The following is a 17,892-nucleotide window of genomic DNA, read 5'->3' on the forward strand; positions in this document are numbered from 1 at the left end:
GCCCGCACCGGCACCTACTCCGCCTGGCTGCTCGGCTACGGCTCCACCCACACCGAGTCCATCTCCCAGGCGGTCACCATCCCCGCCGGCTGCTCGGCGACCCTGACCTTCTACACGCACATCGACTCCGCCGAGACGACCACCACGACGGCGTACGACAAGCTGACCGTCACGGCCGGCTCGACCACCCTCGGCACGCTGTCCAACCTGAACAAGGCCTCCGGGTACGTCCTGCGCACGTACAGCCTGAACGCCTTCGCCGGCCAGACCGTCACCATCAAGTTCAACGGCACGGAGGACTCGTCACTGCAGACGTCCTTCGTCATCGACGACACCGCCGTCACGGTCAGCTGACACCCGCCCGCGGAAGCCGCGACGCCCCGGTCCGACGACTGGGGCGTCGCGTGTTCGGTCTCAGGCCGGGCGCACCACCAGGTCGACCGACTCCGGCCCGAGCGGGACGTCGAAGTAGGCATCGATGATGTACGTGCCCGGCTCCAGTTCGACGTGCATCGTGACCTCCGGGCTCTCCCCGACGTCCCCGACGACCAGCCGGCCGGACGCCACCGCGAGCGCCACGGAGGCGATCGGCGCCCGGCCGTCGCCGTGACCGAGCCGGTCCCGCCAGACCCGGACCGTCACGTCGCCGAACTGCATGTGCTCGACACTGAACACGACCACGTCACCCCCGGCGACGAACTGCCACCCGGCGGGCAGTTGCTCGGGCAGGCTCTCGAACGTGCAACCGGCGTCCGACACGACCAGAAGACCCCACCCGTAGGGCGCGGTTCCCTGCCTGATCAACACCGCGGCCACCGCCCTGCGGCACACGCTGCTGCCTCGCTCGCCGTCTCGGAGAAGTCGCTCATGATCCGCATTGTCGCGCGGACGCCTCGCCCGGTGGGAAGCGGCTCGGTGACGGTGACGCACCTCGATGCCGCTGAGGAGCGCGGGCGATGCTGCCCGCTCAGGACGTGTCCTATCTGCCGAGCCGGCCCGACCCTCGCCGCCCCGCCGTCATCTGGGTCCGGTGATCGACAGGACCGGCTACCTGTCGGGCCTGGGCCCTCGGCTCTTCGGCCCCTCGGCTCTTCGGCCCCTCGGCTCTTCGGCCCCTCGGCTCTTCGGCCCCTCGGCTCTTCGGCCCCTCGGCTCTTCGGCCCCTCGGCTTCTCGGCTTCTCGGCCCCTCGGCTTCTCGGCCTCCCCGCGCAGACGTTGGTCAATGCCCCGGAATGTACCTTTTGGGGAATCGACGCTGCGCGATCCACCTACATTTCAGAGATCCACTTGGGGGTGGATCGCGCACCGTCCATGGAACGAAGGTCGCAAATGCGGGCATTGATCAATGTCTGTGCAGGAGCCGCGTCGAAGGTGGGCGCGCGGGCGCCAGGCCCGAAATCCGTGCTGCCGGCGATGTACCTTTCACCACCCGCCGACCCCACTGAGCAGCGACGACGATAAATGTCGGGCCGTTCTTTCGCGAGTCGGCGGAAGGCTGCCTAGCGTCCGCATGCAGGAGCGTTCCCGTCGCTCCATCGACGCAGGCAAGGAGGCAGCATGAGAAACACGCTGCGCGCCGCCGCCGCGACCGGTCTGCTCGCCGCAGCAGGCATGGTGGCGCTGGTGGGTTCCGCCCAGCCGGCCCTCGCCGACACGCAGATCTGTGAGACCTACGGGTCCACGACGATCGGCGGCCGGTACGTGGTCATGAACAACAACTGGGGCAACAGCGCGACCCAGTGCATCAACGTGACGAGCACGGGCTTCTCGATCTCGCAGATCAACGCGAACAAGCCGACCAACGGGGCACCGGCGTCCTACCCCGCCATCTACGTCGGCTGCCACTACAGCAACTGCTCGCCGGGCACCAACCTGCCGATGCAGATCAGCGCGATCAGCTCCGCGCAGACCAGCATCTCGTACAGCTACGTCGGCGGCACGTACGACGCGGCGTACGACATCTGGATGGACCCGACCCCGAAGACCAACGGCGTCAACGCGACCGAGATCATGATCTGGTTCAACCGCCAGGGCTCGATCCAGCCGGTCGGCAGCCGCGTCGGCAGCGCGTCCATCGCCGGCCGCACCTGGGAGGTCTGGCAGGGCAACAACGGCGGCAATGACGTGGTCTCCTACGTCGCGCCGTCGCCGATCAGCAGCTGGAGCTTCGACGCGAAGGCGTTCATCAACGACGTCATCAGCCGGGGCAAGGCGACCACGTCGTGGTACCTGACGAGCATGCAGGCCGGCTTCGAGCCGTGGATCGGCGGCCAGGGCCTCGCCGTCACCGCGTTCTCCGCCTCCATCAACGGCGGTGGCGGCGGCGGTGGTGGCGGTGGCGGCACCGCCGGCTGCTCCGCCACGTACCGGACGACCAACAGCTGGCAGGGCGGCTTCCAGGGCGAGGTGACGGTGCGCAACACCGGCACATCCGGCATCTCCAGCTGGAGCACCACCTGGTCCGGCGGCAGCGCCACGATCAGCAACCTGTGGAACGGCCGGGTCACGTCGACCTCGCCGATCACCGTCCGCAACGAGACGTACAACGGCTCCCTCGGCGCGAACGCGACCACCACGTACGGCTTCACCGCCGGCGGCACCGCCCCGTCCTCGGTGAGCTGCACCGCCGCCTGACCCAACTGAAAACGAGGCCGGCTCCGCACCCGTGGCGGAGCCGGCCTGCCCGTTCCGTCCGAAAACCGTTTGAGCGCACCTGATGCGTGTTCGTAGGTTGTCTGTGGCCCAGTCGCCGCGAGGACAGAGGACAACCGCGTGACCCCGCCCGCTCTGTAGACCTGACGCTCTTCCGCTCGCCTTCAGGCCGACCTCCCGTCGGTCCCGCCGGGCTGCCCACGTGCGCCCGCGCACGCAGCGTTCGAGGCCGCGCTTCCGGCCTCGGGTCAGGTCTTCAGAGAGATCATCATGTCGTCACAACCTCATGCCGTGCTGCCCTGGACCGTCCGCCGCACCAGGCTGCCGCTGCTGTCGCTGCGGTGCCTGGACTGCCGGTCGGAGTCCGCCACCACCGGCGAGGGCAGGTTCCGCGTCAACGCCAACGGCAAGCTGCTGGACGTGTGGCTCCTCGTGCGGTGCGTGTCCTGCGACCGCACGAGCAAGCTCACCGTGCACGAGCGGACGCCGGTCAGGTCCATCGACCCGGCCCGCCTCGACGGGTACCACGCCAACGATCCGGACCTGGTGGCCGCCACGCTGCTGGATCCGCTGCTCGCCCGGCGCAACCGGTTCGTCCTGGACTGGCGGGACGCCTGGCGGCTGGACACCCCACCGGCCCGCCCGGACGTGACGTGGCCGGTCCAGGTGGAGGTCACGTTCGCCGACCCGGTCCCGGTACGTCCGGACCGGCTCATCGCCGAGCACCTCGGCCTCACCAGGTCCGAGGTGTCGCTCCGGGTCAAGAGCGACGTCTCGCTGCGCCGCCCGACGACCACGGGCTTCACGTTCCTGGTTCTGGGGAAGGCCGCTGAACGCGGCTGACCGGTGACGACCGCCGCCGGGTCGCGCGCCCGGCGGCGGTCGTCGCGGCTCAGCCGCCGCAACCGCTGCTGCCGCCGCCTCCACCGCACGATGCGCCGCTGCCGCACGACGACGAGCCGCAGCTGTTGGTGGAGCTGGGCATCGAGGTGCTGCCGTCGGAGGACGAGGTGCCACGCCGGGCGTGCGACGCGGACGCCCGGCGCGGCGGAGGGGCGGGTCGCGGGCGCAGGCCGGCGGCGAAGGCCGGGTCGCCGGCGCGTAGCGCGCTGTCGCCCCACAGGGCCACGGCCATGGCCGCGCCCGCCGGACCGTAGGTGGCCCAGGACGGGTTGAGCTGCGGTGCCAGATGCCGGTGCTCGTGCCGGGCGTCCGCCCAGACCGACGATGCGTCGCGCGCCCGCGGCACGTCGAGGTTCGCCACCATGAGCAGGACCGCGCCGTACACGATGAGCGACACGACCAGATAGCCGACCGGCCGGTGGTTGACCAGCCCGGCGACCAGCCGGACCGCGCCGAGGGCGAGCAGCGCGCCCAGCGGCACCCAGCCGCGGATCGCGAGCCGGCGCTCCCGCGCGCGGTCGGCGCGCAACCCCCGCCGGCGCAGGTCGGCGTCGACCGCGTCGAGCGCCGCCGCGACCACACCGACGAGCTGCAGGTCACGGGCCGGCGTCGGCACTCGGACCGCCGCGAACAGCGCCCGCTCCAATGGCGTCGCGCCGGCTGGCAACGCGTCGTCACCGCCGGACGCCGCGCTCCGCGACACCACACCACCGGCAGCCTCGACCACACCCCGGGCCCGCAGCGCGGCGAGCCCGGCGTCGACGGCGCCCGACCGTTGCGCGTTCATCATCGCGAGCTGCTCGGCGGTGAGCTCCGCGGTGTCCGGCCGCTCCAGCCGCCGCGTCCGCAGCCACCGCCACAGCAGCGGCACGCCGACGGCGAGCACCCCCGCCGCGTGGAACAGCCAGAGAAACCCCGGTCCCGAGACACCCCACGTCTCGCCGGCCGCAACGATCGTCCCCATCCGCCCACCCCCGTGACCGATGTCGTGCCCTCATTGTCGGCATCGACCGGCGTCGTCTGTCACGGTCGCGCCGGGACGCTTGAGCAACTCTTGCTCAAGGCGCTGCTGCCCGGCGTCACGTGTATGAGGGCCCGCATCTTGAAGACGTGCGGCGCCAGCAGGAAGGCGGCGACGGGCGGCCATGACGCGAGTGCCCGCATCACCTTCGGGCCGCAGTACGTCGCGGCGATAGCCTCGCAGCAGACCTACACGTTCCTGCACGAGTCGTCCCACGCCGCCCTGCACACGAAAGACGTGTCGTACACGGTACGGCGGCGGTTCTTCCTGCTGGACGGGCGGGACGCGCTGCGCGACGCCGACAGCATCGCGCTCTTCGTCATGCTGGCGATGGACCCCGACTTCACCGCGCGGAAGTTCGCACCGCAGGACGGCTACACCGGACTGTCGCTGCCGCAGATCGACGTCGCGAGGCGGACGATGGCCGACGTCGAGACCTGGCTGGGCCTGGCCGCCCACCACGTCGACCATCTCTACCGAAGGTCTGGCAGCGCCTGCTCAACCGGGCCGCCACCGCCATCGACGAGGACATCCGCGGCGCGGTCGCCAGGGCGTTCCCGGGCGTGCTGCAGGACACCCTCGCCCGACCCGACGACATCGTCCTGACCGGCATCCACTGGCGGCTGAAGGAGATCCGGGCTCTCATGGACAAGCCGCTGCAGGTGGTCGCGGCGGACAACCCGGCGGCGCTCAGCCCGGCGACGCTGGTGCTCCCGCCCCTCTTTTTCGACCTGGACCCCGCCGACCGCCGGGAGGTCCTCATCAACCAGATGGCCGGCCAGGTGCCCGCGATCCCGCCGTACCACGCGCCGGGCTACGCCCACCTGGTCGCCGTCCTGGCCGAGCTGAAGCAGTTCTGACCCGGCGGGCGACGGCCTCAGGACCACCTGACGACGGTGAGGCCGTCGCCCGCGGTGACCGGGCCGCGCAGCACCACGCTGTCGTGCTCACCGAGCAGGAGCGCGTCGCCGAGCGGTGCATGGTGCTCGTAGGCGCCCTCGACCGCGAGGGTGTCCGGCCGGTGGACCGTCACGCCGTGGCGGCGGGCCACCACGATCCTGCCCGCGCTGTCCGCGCCCAGCACCTCGACCGCGTCCGCGCCGATGGCCGCCTGCCGCAACGGCTGCAGCGTGTACGCGTCGAACGCCACGAGCTGCGTCGGCCTCACTGATCCGGCAGAGACCGAACGTGGCCAGTGCCCACGCGCCATCCTGGTGGCCGCTGTCGCCGTCGAAGACGACCGCGCGCAGGTCGCCGGAGACGGCCTTGCCGACCCGGACGTCGCCGGTGAAGGCGTCACATTGGTACAGCTTGCCACCCGGCAGCGTGGACAGGACGCTCGCCGTGCCGGGCACCCGGACCAGGTCCGCGCCGTACCCAGTCGGCGATGTGACCGGCAGCTTCCACCGCAGCGTCTCGAACCGCACGTGAAGACTCTGGCCGCCGAAGATCACCGAGTCAAACGCCGGCTGGCGGCGCCGGACGGGCAGGGTGAATCGCCTCCATCGTAACGGCGGGCGGCGGGGTGGGTCACTCGGGTGAACGAACGCTGTCGATCCAGGGCAAGACCGGCCTATGGTTGCCGTCCGCGACACCGGCGATCGGTTCGGAGGTTTCCGCTGTACGTCAACGACGCCTTCCTCGCCCACCACTACAAGCCTGTCCGGGTCCGCCTTCGGGGGCTGGCCGTCAATCCCGCGCTGCCGGGGGAACTGCTGCGCCGCCTGCTCGACGAGCAGTTGACCGAGGTCGGGTTCGACCTGGAGGCACGGTCGGTCTGGACCGACGAGCAGGTCGACGTCATGGTCACGCACCCGCAGGCGCAGGTGCGCCGCGTGCTCGCCCAGGCGCACCACGTCCGGCCCGAGCAGCGTGACCGGCTCGTCGACGACCCGGACGACTTCGTGCGGCGGCTCCTCGCCGAAGGGCCGCAGCCATTCCGGCTCTGGATCGAGGAGCCGGAGCCGGCCCTGACGGTCCGGGGCTACGAGCGGCTCATCGAGCGGATGCCGAGAGCCGTGGACCTGATCGAGGGCAGTCCATACGTGCCACACGAGTTGCGTGAACGGCTCTGGCCGGCCGGGCCCGGAGCCGACCCGGACAGGGAGCCGCTGACCCGCGCCGCGGCCGAGACGATGGTCGCCGCCGGCCGCCCGTACACCCGTACACAGGCCGCGGCGCACCCGGAGCTGCCGGCCGACCTCGTCGAGCGGCTCGCCGCAGACCCGGACCACGGCGTCCGGCTGGCCGTGTCGATGCGGCCCGAGCTGACCGAGGAGCAGCGTGCGGCGATCGACTACCGGGTCGGGCCGGAGGACCGGATCCAGCCGGCGGAGTGGGCGCGCCGCACCCGCGACCCTGAGGTGCAGCGGCGCTGCGCGGCGTCGGCGCACATCGGCCTGCGGCGCAGCGTCGCGATGAACAGGCAGCTGGCGGTGGACCTCGTCGCCGTGCTCGCCCGGGACGCGGACTTCGCCGTCCGGCTCCTGCTGTGCGAGTCCCAGGCGGCGGTGCCGGCCGAGACCGTGATCGCCACGTTCCTGGAGGCGCGGACGATGACCAAGGAGCGGCTGCTGCAGCATCCGGCGATCCGGCGGGACAGCCTGGCGCACCTCGCCGACGACCCCGACCCGCGCCGCCGGGCGTTCACCGTCTACGACCGCGCGGTGCCCGCCGACGTCATCGAACGGTTGAGCCACGACCCCGAGCCGGTCGTGCGCGGCTGGTGCGCCGGCGATGCCCGCCTGTCGCCGGGGCGGGTGCTCGACCTGTTCGACGACCCGTTCAGTACAGGAGGGGCCGCCGCCAACCCGAGGCTGGCGGTGACGGCCATGCGGAAGATCATCGACGACGCCGCGAGCCTGCACGACGAGCAGCCGCCCAAGGACATGACGGTCTACCTGGGCAACTGGTCACCGGACAACCTGCCGACCGGCGACTGAGCCCGGGGGCACGAACACAAAGGGGCGGCGCTCACCGTTGAGCGCCGCCCCTTGCCGGTCAGGTCAGGACTCGAAGACCTTCGGGTCGCCGACGACGGCCTGGGCCTGGTACATCTGGCCGGTGAACACGACCCGCAGCCGCAGGCAGCCGGCGACGGTGACCTTCAGGTCCTCCGGGTGGCCGAGGGTGACCTGCTTGTCGAACACGGACGTGTTGTCGGCGAAGACCTGGACCCGGATCGGGACGTTCGGCTTGCTGTGGTCCTCGATGCCGACGATGCCGGTCAGGGTCGTGTACTTGCGGGACAGGTTGATGTCGATCGTCGCCTCGACCACCCTGGTCGTGCCGTTGTTGCAGCAGCTGAAGCCGCTGGACCAGCCGCTCACCGACTTCTTGCCGTTGATGTCGATGTCGGTGGCGGTGTAGTACATGTCGGTGCGGCCGGCGATGAAGCCGGCCTCGTCTGCGGCGTTGCCGGACAGCCGCAGGCCGAAGGCGGCACCCTCGTTGAAGCTGGGCGACACCGACGGGTCCGCCGAGGCGGACGCGGGCGACGACGCCTCGTCGGTGAGCGCCGCCTTGGTGTCGGCCGGGCTCGGCGGGGCGGCCGCCGTCGTCGGTGCCGGGTTCGCCGCGCCGGCCGTCGTGGCGGTCGCGGTGCCCTTCGCCGAGGTGTCGGACGGGTCGTCGCCGCCGCTCATCCCGTACGCGACGGCACCGCCGGCCAGGGCGAGCACGACCGCGGCCGCCGCGACGGCGATGACGACCGTGCGCCGGCGGCCACCGCCGCCGGGCGGGGCGGGCACGGGCGCGCGCAGCGGCGACACGCCGGCCATCGTCGGCGGCATGAACGTGCCGGTCGCGGTCTGGTCCGCTGCCGCGAACGTCGGCGGCAGCATGCCCAGCCCGCCGCCGGACTCGGTGACCTGCGACAGGGTGTCGGTGAGCGAGCCGAGCCAGACCCGCAGGTTCGGCGGGCGGTGCGTGGGCGGCGCGGCCAGGGCCTGCATGAGCTGGTTGACCAGGGCGGGCCGGCGGGCGCTGATCGGGTTGGTGCGCAGCCGCTGGTCGACCGCGGCCAGGTCGGGGCCGCCGTGCGGGCCGACCGGCGGGGGCTCGCCGAGGATGGTGTGCACGACGGTCGCGGCGAACGCGAACCGGTCCGCCGCCGGCGACGTGCGTCCGTCCGGGCCGAAGAGCTCCGGCGCCGCGTACGGGCGGCTCCGCCCGACCCTGCCGCCGCCGTCGGTGAGGCGGGTCAGGCCGAGGTCGACCAGTACCGTGGACCCGTCCGGGCGGATCACGATGTTGCTGGGCTTGACGTCGCCGTGCGCGACCGGCACCGCCGTCTGCGCGCCGGAGTGCATCTCGTCGAGGGCGGAGGCGACGGTGGTCAGCGTCCGCAGCCGGGCCGACACGCTCGCGTCCGGGTGCTCGTCGAGCCACTCGCGCATGGTGACGCCCTCGATGTGGTCCATGACGACGTACCGCATGGCGCCCGCCGGTGTGGTCCCGGCGCGGTGCCGCGGCGGACCGGTGAACACCTCCAGGACCCGGACCAGCCCGGGATGGCTGATGCTGCGCAGCAGGTGACCGTGCCGGACCCAGTCCTCCTCGGAGTCCTGCCCGGGGACGCCCGCGGGGAGGATCTTCACCGCGACGTTCCGGCGGCCCTCGGCCGACAGCGGCAGGATCGCGGTCCAGACCTCGCCCTCGGCGCCGCCGCCGAGGCAGCTGATCAGCTGGTACGTCTCCGGCGCCGACTGCGGTCCGACCCAGAACCGGTCGTCATCGGTCATTGTGCAACTCCCAAGGGGCTTCTGTGGTCAGCGTCAGACACCGTTTCATGCGCTTGTCCTACTGCAAAGGCACATCCGGATCGCAATCGATGACCGACCGGCCCAGTCGCGCACCTGGCCGGTTTGTCAGAGTGCTCGGCATGACCGCTGCGATCCAGGTGCTGTGCCGCGACCGCGACGGCGTGCTGCACAGCGGCCCGCCCCGCCCCGTCACCCCCGGCGTGGCGGTGCTCGTCGGCCGGGAGGGCGACCTGGCGCTCGGCGTCGAGCCCGCCGACCCGAAGGTGTCGCGGCGGGCGGTGGAGGTCACCCGGACAGGGTCCGGCTGGCGGGTCGACGTCACCAACCGCAACGGCGTCGTCGTCCACCCGTGGGGCCAGCCGCCCGGGCTCGCCCCGGCGAGCAGCGTGCACGTGTGGCCGCGGGTCGCGTTGCGCGTCGCCGGCCGGCCGGAGCTGCAGCACTGGGTGCTGCTGACCGACGACGCGCTGCGGGTGCCGCGGCCCGTGCCGGTGCCCGGCACGTCGCTGACCGAGACCGCGGACCAGCCGCGGCCGCTGACCTGGCCGCAGGAGCAGGCGGTGCGGGAGCTGTTCGCCGAGCTGCTCGCCTGGCCGCCGCTGGTGCCGGCGACCCCGCTGCAGCTCAAGCAGGTCGGCACCCGGCTCGGGCTGAAGACCGAGACGGTGCAGCGGCGGCTCGAGGAGGTGCGCAAGAAGGCGGTCGCGCTCGGCCTGGCCCGCACCGGCTCGCTCACCGACCCGGAGTATCTGTACGTGCTGGTCCGCGCCGGCTATCTGGAGCCCGCCGGCGACGCCCGCTGAACGAGGCTGGATCACGGGACACAGCGTGCCCGGTCCGCGGCGGGCGCACGAGACTGCTGCACAGCAGTCTCGTGCCGGCCTGTGACCGCGTGGTGACCTGATCGGGCAACGCCGCTTGGGGCGCTGGGCTGGTCCGTCAGGAGGGGAGCCCGGCGCCCGACCCACGCGGCGACACCTCGGAGTAGGAGCACGCCATGCATTGGAGCGCATACGAAGTGTTCTCGGTCCTGTCCGGGATCGTCCTGATCGGGCTGGCGCTGGTGCCGTCGATGAAGGCCAAGGACCGGGCCTGGTCGGCGCTGGGCGGGATCGCGTTCGCCGGCTACGGCTTCTACGTCGCCGGCCAGGACAGCGGCACCTGGACGTTCCCGGTCGTCATCTTCGTCATCCCGTTCGCGGCGGTGCTGTACCTGCTGGTCGCGAAGTTCGGCAAGGGCAGCACCGAGGACGGTGACCGGTGATGAGCGACGCACCCCGCACCCGGCCCGGCGCCGGCGACATCATCGGCCGGGTCGTCTTCGGCGGCTTCTGGAGCGCGGTGACGCTCGGCGCGGTCATCTTCGCGTTCAGCAGCTTCTCCGGCGGCGACAGCGGCCCCGGCCTGGGCGCCCTCGTCATCGCCGCCCTCACCGGCCTGTACGCGCGGTACATCTTCCGCGGCGGCCGGATCCGGTTCCTGTCCTTCTGACCCCCCTCTTCGGACGGGGGAAGTCCGGCCGCGGGTCCGATGATCGGGCCCGCGGGCCGGGGCTACGGTAACCACTCTTCGACGAAAGGCAGTGACCCCGATGCCAGCCGGAACGTTCGACACGGCCGAGATCGCCAACCACGCCGCGCTCACCAGGCAGCGCGCCGCCGACCTGGAGCAGGCCGTCGCGAACCTGCGCGCCGCCGCCAGCCAGCTCGCCGCGGTCTGGACCGGCCCCGGCGCGCAGGCCTTCCAGAACACCCGCACCCAGTGGGAGAAGGCGGTCGTGCCGCTGCAGGAGACCCTCGACGCGATGGGGCAGGCCCTCGGTCAGGCAGGCACCGCGTACGAGAGCACCGAGAGCTCGATCGCCAAGGCCTTCGGCGGCTGAGCCGGCCGTGCGAGCCTCCTACGACACCACCGCGATGCGTGGCTGCGCCGACCAGCTCGACGCCGCCACCACCGCCCTGACCGCCCTCACCCGCCAGCTGACCGCGCTGCCGCGGCATGCGGTGCCCGACGTCGTCGACGGCGCCCTGGACCGGCTCGGCCGCCGCGGCGTCGACCTGATCGCCGACATCGTCGAGGAGAGCCACGCCCTCGTCGACGGGCTGCGGCAGGCCGCGCACGCCTACGACGAGGTCGACCGGGCGCTCATGCGGACGTTCCAGTGACCGCGCGGACGAGCAGCCTGCTGCGCGGCGGCGACCCGGCCCCCGGCGACCCGGCCGCGGTGCGGCGGCTGGTCCGGCAGCTGCGCGACGCCGTCGACCGGATCGGCGACGCCACGGCCCTCATCAGAGCGGTCGGCTCCGACGGTACGGTGTGGACCGGCGCCGCCGCGTCCGCCTTCACCGCGCGGCGCACGCAGCTGCTGACCCGGCTCAACACCGCGCACGCCGCCTACGACGGCGCCGCCGACGCGTTGCAGCGCTGGCTGACCAGCCTCCAGCACGCCCAGGCGGAAGCGGCCGCGATCGTCGCGAAGGCGCACGCGCTGCCACCCTCCGACGGGCACCCGTCGCCGGCGCTGGCCGCGCTCCAGCACGCCAGGGACCGCCTCGAGGCGCGCGCCCGCGCCGAGGCCCGCGCCTGCGCGCACGACGTGGAGGCCGCGACCGACGCCGTCGGGCAGTTCGCGCACGGGTTCTGGCAGCACGTGTCCGACGAGCTCACCAAGGACCTCCTCGCCGCCAACCACGTGCTGGAGAAGGCGAGCGCACTGCTGGGCATGGCGGCGCTGCTGACCTGCTGGATCCCGTTCGCCGGGGAGGTGTTCGCGACCGCGGCGCTGGCCACCTCGGCGCTGCTGGTGGTGTCCGACGCGCTGCTGTTCGCCGGCGGCCACAAGTCCGGCAAGGAGCTGCTCGTCGACGCGGGCGGCCTGGCGCTCGGCGGCGCGGGCGGCGCGGCGAAGGGCGCCTTCGCGGCCGCCAAGCAGGCTTCCGTCTTCACCGCGGCGGCCAAGCAGGCCTCCGTCCTGCGGCACGCCGCCGATGACGCGGAGCTGCTCGGCGCGCTGGCGGGCGCGGCCCGGGCGAACTCGTCGGCGGGCGTCGCCTTCCGGTCGGCGGTGTTCGACACGGTGCACCCGATCCGGTCCGCGCAGGGCAGCATCATCGATGCTTCGGTGACCCGGCCGCTGTTCGACCTCGCCCAGCACTACCGGCCGATGACGCTGCTGGAGCAGTGGCGGCCGTCCGACGTCACGCAGCTGGTGTCCGGCACGGTCGTCACGGTCGACGCCGGCAACACCGTGCGCGAGTTCCGCCAGCAGATCCTGAGCGGGCAGCCGTGACCGGCTGGAGCACGTGGGCGGCGCCGCCGGTCAGCGTCGACCTGCCGCCGGCCTGGACCGTGCTGCGCACCGCCGCCGACGACCTCGACGCGCAGGTGACCGCCCTCCTGCTGGCCCAGCTGCCCGACGACGCCGCGCCGCAGCTGCGGGCCGAGGTCGCCGAGCAGTGGCGGCAGGTCGCGCGGGTGTCCGCGGCCGCGGGCGCGGTCCTCGCCGGCTTCGGCGCCGCCGCCGACCCCGGCGCCGGCCAGCTGGTCAGCGCTTCTGTCCTGGTCGCGCCGCAGCGGTGGTACCGCAGCGACCCCGCCGAAACGGAGCTGCAAGGACCACGGGACCGGCTCCGGTCGCCGGCCGGTGCCATGGAGCGGGCGCTGCGTCTGGTCCGTGCCGCGAGCCCGCTCGGCCCCCTGGCGGAGGTCGTCGCCGAGTACTCCGTCACCCCACCGACCGGTGACGCGTGGACGCTGGTGTTCCGCACGCCCGCGGTCCGGCACCTGGAGGAGCTCGTCGCGGTGTTCGATGCCGTCGCCGCCTCCCTCCGCATCACGGCATCCGCCCCGCCGCCGGCCGACGAGGACGGCCCTGCATTCAGCTGAAACCGGCGTGCGTGCCGGCGGCCATGACGATTACCGTTCGCGGGTGGCATCGAACCTCGAATGCGTCGGTCTCGGCTTCGACGACCGCGACGACTTCCAGCGCTTCATCGCCGACGCGCTGCGCACCGCCGACGTGCTGGGGCGCGCCGGCGACCTGACCGTCCACCGGTGGCAGGACCCGAGCGGTGCGCGCATCGTCGTCGCCACGAGGGGCCGGCAGCTCGTGGAGTTCCTGCCGTCCTACGCCGGCACGCCCGGTCCGGTGCTCGCCGACGTCCACAACGCCAACGACGAGGTCACGATCGCCGACGTCGTCGACGAGTCCGGTGAGAAGGTCGGGATGCTCGCCGCCGAGTTCGAACAGCGACGGCTCCTGCCGACGGCACCTTCGGGCGGCCGGGCGACGGTCGTCGCCCTGGGCGTCGACGTGGCCGTCCACGCCGACGCCGACGCGTTCGCCGCGTCCGACGACAGCCTGCTGAGCCCGCGCTCCTCCGACGACCCGGACGAGCCACCCGCCCACTACGTCGAGAACGGCTGGCCGTGGCCGCCCCGCATGGCGGCGAGCTCGTTCATCTCGTACGGCGTCTTCGGCGCCCCCGAGAACGCCGAGGCCTACGCCCGCCTGAACGGCACGGTCCTGCACGCGTCCCGCAAGACCGTCGCGGCGACCGGCCAGCAGTTCATCACCGCCCGCGTGCAGTGCGGCGTCTTCGAGACCGACGTGTGCCTGCCCGCGGCCGCCGGCACGCCCGACCCGCTCCCCGGCAACGTCATCGCCGGGACGGTCTTCCTCGTCGCGTCACTGCCCCAGCTCCCACCCCCGCGCAAGCGCGGCTTCCTCCCCTGGAAGCGCTGACGCTGGTCCGGGTCAGTCGTCGAACCTGAATCCGCGGGCCTCGGCAACATCCACCAGGTGCCGGATCCGATCGCCGCTGACCGCGACTTCCCGCAGCCGGGCGGCCAGTTCGTCGAGCGCGACCCGATCCGGGCCAGAGGCAAGGAACGCACCCGCCTCTGAGTCGAACTCACCGTCGTCGGGCTGACCGTCGTTGCCGGCGGCTTCAGACTTTGGATCCTGGCGGAGGACACCCCAACGGGCCCATGGGCGCCCCCGGACAACATCCACGTGCGCCCGGCCGGCATCGATGAACTGGCATCGTTACCGCTCGCCGCCTCCCGCGACGCCGACTAGCCTCGATGTGAATTGGGTTGCATGCCTGCTTGTGGCCAGCTTGAATCGGCGCCCGTGACAGCTGTCGGTGAGCTTGTTCGCCCAGATCGGTATCCACGCTCGTCCCGGTACGACCCGGCCTGGCTGCTCGATCTGGACATGGGGCCGAACCCGTTGTGGCTGCTGGAGGACCTGGCCCGGGATCTTGACCTGCGTCCGGGAATGCGGGTCCTGGACCTGGGCTCCGGCAAGGGGGCGACGTCCGTGTTCCTGGCCCGTGAGTACGGCGTCCAGGTCGTGGCGGCCGATTGGTGGATCGCGCCGGATGAGGCGGCGGCCGTGTTCGCCGACGCCGGCGTTTCCGGCCAGGTGACCGCCGTGCGGGCCGAGGCGCACAACCTGCCGTTCGCGAAGGGCAGCTTCGACGCCATCATCAGCATCGACGCATTCGAGTATTTCGGCACCTCTGACTGGTACCTGCCATACCTCGTGGGGTTCCTGCGGCCCGGCGGTCAGCTCGGCATGTCGACGCCGGGCATGACCCGGGAGGTCCGGGAGCTCGGGGCGATCCCGGGGCACATCAAGGAACTGTTCGGCTGGGAGCCGATCGCCTGGCACACCGCCGAGTGGTGGCGCTTCCAGTGGGAAGTCACCGAACTGGTGACCGTCACATCGGCACGACTGCAGGAGGATGGCTGGCGGGACTGGCTGCTCTGGACGCAGGCGGTGGCCGAGCACACAGGCGACCGGGCCGGCCGGCAGCACAATCGCCAGGCGGTGATCGACCTGCTCACCGCAGACGCCGGCGAGTTCCTCGGCTTCGCGATGGTGACGGCGACGAAGAACTGACGAGAACGTGAGGTTCACGTCGGCTATCAGCGCAGAACTCCGCCCGTTTTGTCTGCGTCATCGGTCGATGTCAAGGCAGCCGGGTTGCGGCGATGACGCCAACGATCGCTGCGACGGCCAGGACCGCGAACACCACGCTGAAGGCCAGTGTCGGAGACGTTGCCAGGCCGGCCAGGACCGCGCCCGTCACCGCGACGCCCGTCACCGCCGCCACCTGCCGGACGGCGCCGAACATCCCCGAGGCCGCGCCGGCCGCCGCCGCATCCACGGACGCCATCGCGGCAACCGACAGCGGCGACCACGCCACGGCATTCGCGACCCCGAGCACCGCGGCCCCGGGTGCCATCCACCACGGGTCGACTTCCAGGACGACCACGAGTCCGATCAGCACCAGACTTGCCGCCAGCAGCACCATCCCCAGAGTCGCCGGACGGCGTGGTCCCGCCCGGTCCACCCATCGGCCGGCCGTGGGGGACAGCACGGCCGCCACAACAGCGTCCGGGGCCATCACCAGGGCCGCCTCCATCGGCCCAAGCCCCCGTACGTCCTGCAAGTACAGCATCGCCGGTAGCGCCATCGCGATGAAGACCGTGCCCAGGGCCGCCATCGCCACGCTCGCGGCCCGGTATCCGGCCGAGCGGTAGAGCCCCAATGGCGCCAGGGCCGCAGGGCCCATCCGCCGCTCGTGGACCGCGAAGACGACCAGCAGCGCCGCTGCGACGGCGACAGCGGCAGCGATCGCGGGTGCCGAGATGTCACGCCAGGCGAGCAGCGCCCAAACGAGAACCCCAAGTCCAGCCGTGCTCGTCACCGCCCCCAGCAGGTCGAGCTGCGCGGCCCTACCTCGGCTGCCGGGAATCCACCGCCACCCCATGAGCAGCGCGACACCGCACAGCGGAACGTTGACCCAGAAGATCCACCGCCACTCGAGGACCGCTGTCAACAGGCCCCCGAGGACCGGACCGAGGAGTGCGCCGGCCGCCGCGACAGAGCCCCACGCACCGAGAGCACGCCCGCGCTCCTCGGCGACGAACAGGCGGCGGATCAGCGTGAGCGGCTGAGGAGCCATCGCGGCCGCCGCAAGACCCTGCACAACCCTGAACAGCACGAGCCAGCCCACCGACGGCGCCATCCCACACAACGCCGAGGCCACCGCGAAGCCCGCCATCCCGACCAGGAACACGCGCTTGGGGTCGTACCGATCGCCAAGCCTCCCGGCGACGAGCAACGGGACCGAGAAGGCCAGCAGATACCCGGCCGTCACCCAGAACAGCCCGGAGACGTCCGGCTTGAGATCACCCTGGATGCTCGGACTCGCGACCGCCACGATCGTCGTGTCGAGCAAGATGACGAAGAACCCCGCAAGCAGAGCCGCAAGTCCCGCCCACCTGTTCGCCAATGGTCCCCCCGCTTGTCCGCAGCGTTTTCTCGGGCATCCAACCATGCGGCTAGAGCCTCGAGTCCTGGTAGCGGCCTCGGCCTACTGCATGGCGGTGGCGGGCGGGTGTTCGTACGACTCCGGGCAGCGAAAGACATACAAGTCGTAGCCGCGGCCGATCGACACGTCGGTGGGGCCGGACGAGACGCCCGGCGGCTCCTCCACCGGCCTCCAACTGCCACCTGTCCCGTGCCATTCGCTGGAGGCGGCGGTGAACAGCAGCGTCATCGCGGTGCCGCATTCGACGCAGTCCATCGGATGCAGGTCGGTCAGGGACCAGTTCGCGAAACCACCCACCTTCCAGCCGGGCGCCAGGGACAAGTCGTACTGGTAGCTGAGCCCGGTGTCCTCTTCGTCGTCCTCGTCGTCCCCACCCCGGGCTTCGTCCTCCCACGCGGTGATCCGGGCGTCCAGTTCCGCCGGCAGCAGGTCGCCGTACTGGTACTCGCGGATCTGCTCCGGATACACGACGCACGGGGTCGGCAGGTAGGCGCCGCTCACGACGGTCGGCTCAGGAGCCACGCTCAGCGGCCGCGTCACGTCGGCGCTGCGCCGCCAGTACAGCCGCACCCTCGGGTTGTAGCCCTCTTCCGGATGGTCGAGCGGGCACCACAGCACCTGCAACAGGTCAGCGTCGCCTGGGCCGGCGAAGTCGGGGACGTCCCGGCGGTACAGCTGCGCCACCGGCACCAGAGGAACCAACTCGTCGATGAGATCCTCCGGCTCGGAGAACTCGTAGCGCGGCAACTCCGCCCGCTCCTCGTCGGTCAGCTCGTACCGAGTGCCGCCCGCGTCCGCCCGAGCCTGCGCCGCCGCGTAGATCTCCCGGCTACGACGCACCATCGCCGGCCTCTGGAGACGGAAGACGTAGTGATCCTTCCCGTCCGGGCATACCGGCCAGGGCTCATCAGCCGGCCACAGCAGCGGGCCGCCGACCGAACTGTCGGCGATCCCAGGGTCGCCGGGCCGGGGATGCAGCCGAGTTACCGTTGCCGCATGCTCGGCCAGCTCCGGGAACAGTTCCGCGAGGTCCACCCGGCGCGGCGGCGTCGTGCGAGTCATGGCGAGGATCGTAGGGCGCCTGACCTACCCCACCCGCACCCGAGCGCCCCGAAGTCATCGCTGACGTCTGGCCCGGCGACTACCGCCCGAGGAACTCGTCGTGACGCTCGACTGCAACGGTGATCCGACAGGCGACAAGTACCG

20 protein-coding genes and 1 pseudogene are annotated in these 17,892 nt (G+C 72.1%); 15 read left to right on the forward strand and 6 right to left on the reverse strand.

Features of this window, described 5'->3' with window-relative positions; all coding sequences use genetic code 11:
• A pseudogene (locus tag AB0I21_RS52870) lies at window positions 1-354 on the forward strand (M4 family peptidase); the annotation flags it as partial.
• A 60-nt stretch (window positions 355-414) separates the two neighbouring features.
• On the opposite strand, the gene AB0I21_RS52875 reads toward AB0I21_RS52870, so the two are convergent.
• Entirely contained in the window at window positions 415-807 is a 393-nt protein-coding gene (locus AB0I21_RS52875; RefSeq protein WP_360572919.1) for a hypothetical protein, read from the reverse strand.
• Between the two features lie 751 nt (window positions 808-1,558).
• Between AB0I21_RS52875 and AB0I21_RS52880 the strand changes: the two genes are divergently transcribed.
• Together AB0I21_RS52880 and AB0I21_RS52885 are read left to right on the forward strand one after the other, a co-directional pair.
• Window positions 1,559-2,635 carry a cellulose binding domain-containing protein gene (locus AB0I21_RS52880; RefSeq protein WP_360572921.1) on the forward strand — a complete coding sequence of 359 codons (1,077 nt, stop codon included), beginning with the start codon at window positions 1,559-1,561 and terminating at the stop codon, window positions 2,633-2,635.
• Between the two features lie 288 nt (window positions 2,636-2,923).
• A complete protein-coding gene (locus AB0I21_RS52885; protein ID WP_360572923.1) occupies window positions 2,924-3,496 on the forward strand; it encodes a DUF1062 domain-containing protein in 573 nt (190 codons plus the stop codon).
• A gap of 49 nt (window positions 3,497-3,545) precedes the next feature.
• On the opposite strand, the gene AB0I21_RS52890 is transcribed toward AB0I21_RS52885, so the two are convergent.
• Window positions 3,546-4,520 (reverse strand): TIGR04222 domain-containing membrane protein, encoded by a 975-nt coding sequence (locus AB0I21_RS52890; protein ID WP_360572925.1) that lies wholly within the window; start codon window positions 4,518-4,520, stop codon window positions 3,546-3,548.
• 123 nt (window positions 4,521-4,643) lie between these two features.
• Between AB0I21_RS52890 and AB0I21_RS52895 the strand changes: the two genes are divergently transcribed.
• Window positions 4,644-5,183, forward strand: coding sequence for a hypothetical protein (locus tag AB0I21_RS52895; protein ID WP_360572927.1), 540 nt, complete (start codon window positions 4,644-4,646; stop codon window positions 5,181-5,183).
• Entirely contained in the window at window positions 5,141-5,437 is a 297-nt protein-coding gene (locus AB0I21_RS52900; RefSeq protein ID WP_360572929.1) for a hypothetical protein, read from the forward strand. Before AB0I21_RS52895 ends, AB0I21_RS52900 begins: the two co-directional genes overlap by 43 nt.
• A 17-nt stretch (window positions 5,438-5,454) precedes the next feature.
• Here the strand turns inward: AB0I21_RS52900 and AB0I21_RS52905 are convergent, their stop codons facing one another.
• Entirely contained in the window at window positions 5,455-5,745 is a 291-nt protein-coding gene (locus tag AB0I21_RS52905; protein ID WP_360572931.1) for a hypothetical protein, read from the reverse strand.
• A gap of 571 nt (window positions 5,746-6,316) precedes the next feature.
• Between AB0I21_RS52905 and AB0I21_RS52910 the strand changes: the two genes are divergently transcribed.
• Window positions 6,317-7,519 (forward strand): hypothetical protein, encoded by a 1,203-nt coding sequence (locus AB0I21_RS52910; RefSeq protein ID WP_360572933.1) that lies wholly within the window; start codon window positions 6,317-6,319, stop codon window positions 7,517-7,519.
• 63 nt (window positions 7,520-7,582) lie between these two features.
• Here AB0I21_RS52910 and AB0I21_RS52915 read toward each other — a convergent pair whose 3' ends face one another.
• Window positions 7,583-9,319 carry a protein kinase gene (locus AB0I21_RS52915; protein ID WP_360572935.1) on the reverse strand — a complete coding sequence of 579 codons (1,737 nt, stop codon included), beginning with the start codon at window positions 9,317-9,319 and terminating at the stop codon, window positions 7,583-7,585.
• A gap of 140 nt (window positions 9,320-9,459) precedes the next feature.
• Between AB0I21_RS52915 and AB0I21_RS52920 the strand changes: the two genes are divergently transcribed.
• From AB0I21_RS52920 to AB0I21_RS52960, 9 genes are all read left to right on the forward strand, one after another.
• A complete protein-coding gene (locus tag AB0I21_RS52920; RefSeq protein WP_360572937.1) occupies window positions 9,460-10,143 on the forward strand; it encodes a hypothetical protein in 684 nt (227 codons plus the stop codon).
• Between the two features lie 194 nt (window positions 10,144-10,337).
• Window positions 10,338-10,604 carry a hypothetical protein gene (locus AB0I21_RS52925; RefSeq protein ID WP_344506491.1) on the forward strand — a complete coding sequence of 89 codons (267 nt, stop codon included), beginning with the start codon at window positions 10,338-10,340 and terminating at the stop codon, window positions 10,602-10,604.
• Window positions 10,604-10,831, forward strand: coding sequence for a hypothetical protein (locus AB0I21_RS52930; RefSeq protein ID WP_360572939.1), 228 nt, complete (start codon window positions 10,604-10,606; stop codon window positions 10,829-10,831). The genes AB0I21_RS52925 and AB0I21_RS52930 overlap by 1 nt, the downstream gene beginning before the upstream one ends.
• A gap of 100 nt (window positions 10,832-10,931) precedes the next feature.
• On the forward strand, window positions 10,932-11,222 hold the full coding sequence (locus AB0I21_RS52935) for a WXG100 family type VII secretion target (RefSeq protein ID WP_344506488.1): 291 nt from the start codon (window positions 10,932-10,934) through the stop codon (window positions 11,220-11,222).
• Between the two features lie 7 nt (window positions 11,223-11,229).
• Window positions 11,230-11,505 (forward strand): hypothetical protein, encoded by a 276-nt coding sequence (locus AB0I21_RS52940; protein ID WP_344506487.1) that lies wholly within the window; start codon window positions 11,230-11,232, stop codon window positions 11,503-11,505.
• Window positions 11,502-12,629 (forward strand): hypothetical protein, encoded by a 1,128-nt coding sequence (locus AB0I21_RS52945; protein ID WP_360572942.1) that lies wholly within the window; start codon window positions 11,502-11,504, stop codon window positions 12,627-12,629. Before AB0I21_RS52940 ends, AB0I21_RS52945 begins: the two co-directional genes overlap by 4 nt.
• Window positions 12,626-13,225 (forward strand): hypothetical protein, encoded by a 600-nt coding sequence (locus AB0I21_RS52950; RefSeq protein WP_360572944.1) that lies wholly within the window; start codon window positions 12,626-12,628, stop codon window positions 13,223-13,225. Before AB0I21_RS52945 ends, AB0I21_RS52950 begins: the two co-directional genes overlap by 4 nt.
• A 43-nt stretch (window positions 13,226-13,268) precedes the next feature.
• Window positions 13,269-14,084: a hypothetical protein gene (locus AB0I21_RS52955; RefSeq protein ID WP_360572946.1), complete on the forward strand. Its 816-nt coding sequence runs from the start codon at window positions 13,269-13,271 to the stop codon at window positions 14,082-14,084.
• Window positions 14,085-14,558: 474 nt separating this feature from the next.
• Window positions 14,559-15,248, forward strand: a complete 690-nt coding sequence (locus AB0I21_RS52960) for a methyltransferase domain-containing protein (RefSeq protein ID WP_360572948.1) — start codon at window positions 14,559-14,561, stop codon at window positions 15,246-15,248.
• 70 nt (window positions 15,249-15,318) lie between these two features.
• Here the strand turns inward: AB0I21_RS52960 and AB0I21_RS52965 are convergent, their stop codons facing one another.
• Both AB0I21_RS52965 and AB0I21_RS52970 read right to left on the reverse strand, forming a co-directional pair.
• Window positions 15,319-16,692 carry an MFS transporter gene (locus AB0I21_RS52965; protein ID WP_360572950.1) on the reverse strand — a complete coding sequence of 458 codons (1,374 nt, stop codon included), beginning with the start codon at window positions 16,690-16,692 and terminating at the stop codon, window positions 15,319-15,321.
• Window positions 16,693-16,728: 36 nt separating this feature from the next.
• On the reverse strand, window positions 16,729-17,748 hold the full coding sequence (locus AB0I21_RS52970; RefSeq protein WP_360572952.1) for a hypothetical protein: 1,020 nt from the start codon (window positions 17,746-17,748) through the stop codon (window positions 16,729-16,731).
• Window positions 17,749-17,892: the final 144 nt, after the last annotated feature.

Origin of the sequence: Dactylosporangium sp. NPDC050588, from assembly GCF_040654975.1 — a bacterium.
Taxonomy (GTDB): Bacteria; Actinomycetota; Actinomycetes; order Mycobacteriales; family Micromonosporaceae; genus Dactylosporangium; species Dactylosporangium maewongense.

What these genes read in the sequence shown, in the direction of transcription:
- AB0I21_RS52935 (WP_344506488.1), top strand. Translation starts at nt 10,932, where the DNA reads ATGCCAGCCGGAACGTTCGACACGGCCGAGATCGCCAACCACGCCGCG.
- AB0I21_RS52920 (WP_360572937.1), top strand. Translation starts at nt 9,460, where the DNA reads ATGACCGCTGCGATCCAGGTGCTGTGCCGCGACCGCGACGGCGTGCTG.
- AB0I21_RS52925 (WP_344506491.1), top strand. Translation starts at nt 10,338, where the DNA reads ATGCATTGGAGCGCATACGAAGTGTTCTCGGTCCTGTCCGGGATCGTC.
- AB0I21_RS52960 (WP_360572948.1), top strand. Translation starts at nt 14,559, where the DNA reads ATGGGGCCGAACCCGTTGTGGCTGCTGGAGGACCTGGCCCGGGATCTT.
- AB0I21_RS52965 (WP_360572950.1), bottom strand. Translation starts at nt 16,692, where the DNA reads ATGGTTGGATGCCCGAGAAAACGCTGCGGACAAGCGGGGGGACCATTG.
- AB0I21_RS52880 (WP_360572921.1), top strand. Translation starts at nt 1,559, where the DNA reads ATGAGAAACACGCTGCGCGCCGCCGCCGCGACCGGTCTGCTCGCCGCA.
- AB0I21_RS52895 (WP_360572927.1), top strand. Translation starts at nt 4,644, where the DNA reads ATGAGGGCCCGCATCTTGAAGACGTGCGGCGCCAGCAGGAAGGCGGCG.
- AB0I21_RS52915 (WP_360572935.1), bottom strand. Translation starts at nt 9,319, where the DNA reads ATGACCGATGACGACCGGTTCTGGGTCGGACCGCAGTCGGCGCCGGAG.
- AB0I21_RS52970 (WP_360572952.1), bottom strand. Translation starts at nt 17,748, where the DNA reads ATGACTCGCACGACGCCGCCGCGCCGGGTGGACCTCGCGGAACTGTTC.
- AB0I21_RS52890 (WP_360572925.1), bottom strand. Translation starts at nt 4,520, where the DNA reads ATGGGGACGATCGTTGCGGCCGGCGAGACGTGGGGTGTCTCGGGACCG.
- AB0I21_RS52930 (WP_360572939.1), top strand. Translation starts at nt 10,604, where the DNA reads ATGAGCGACGCACCCCGCACCCGGCCCGGCGCCGGCGACATCATCGGC.
- AB0I21_RS52885 (WP_360572923.1), top strand. Translation starts at nt 2,924, where the DNA reads ATGTCGTCACAACCTCATGCCGTGCTGCCCTGGACCGTCCGCCGCACC.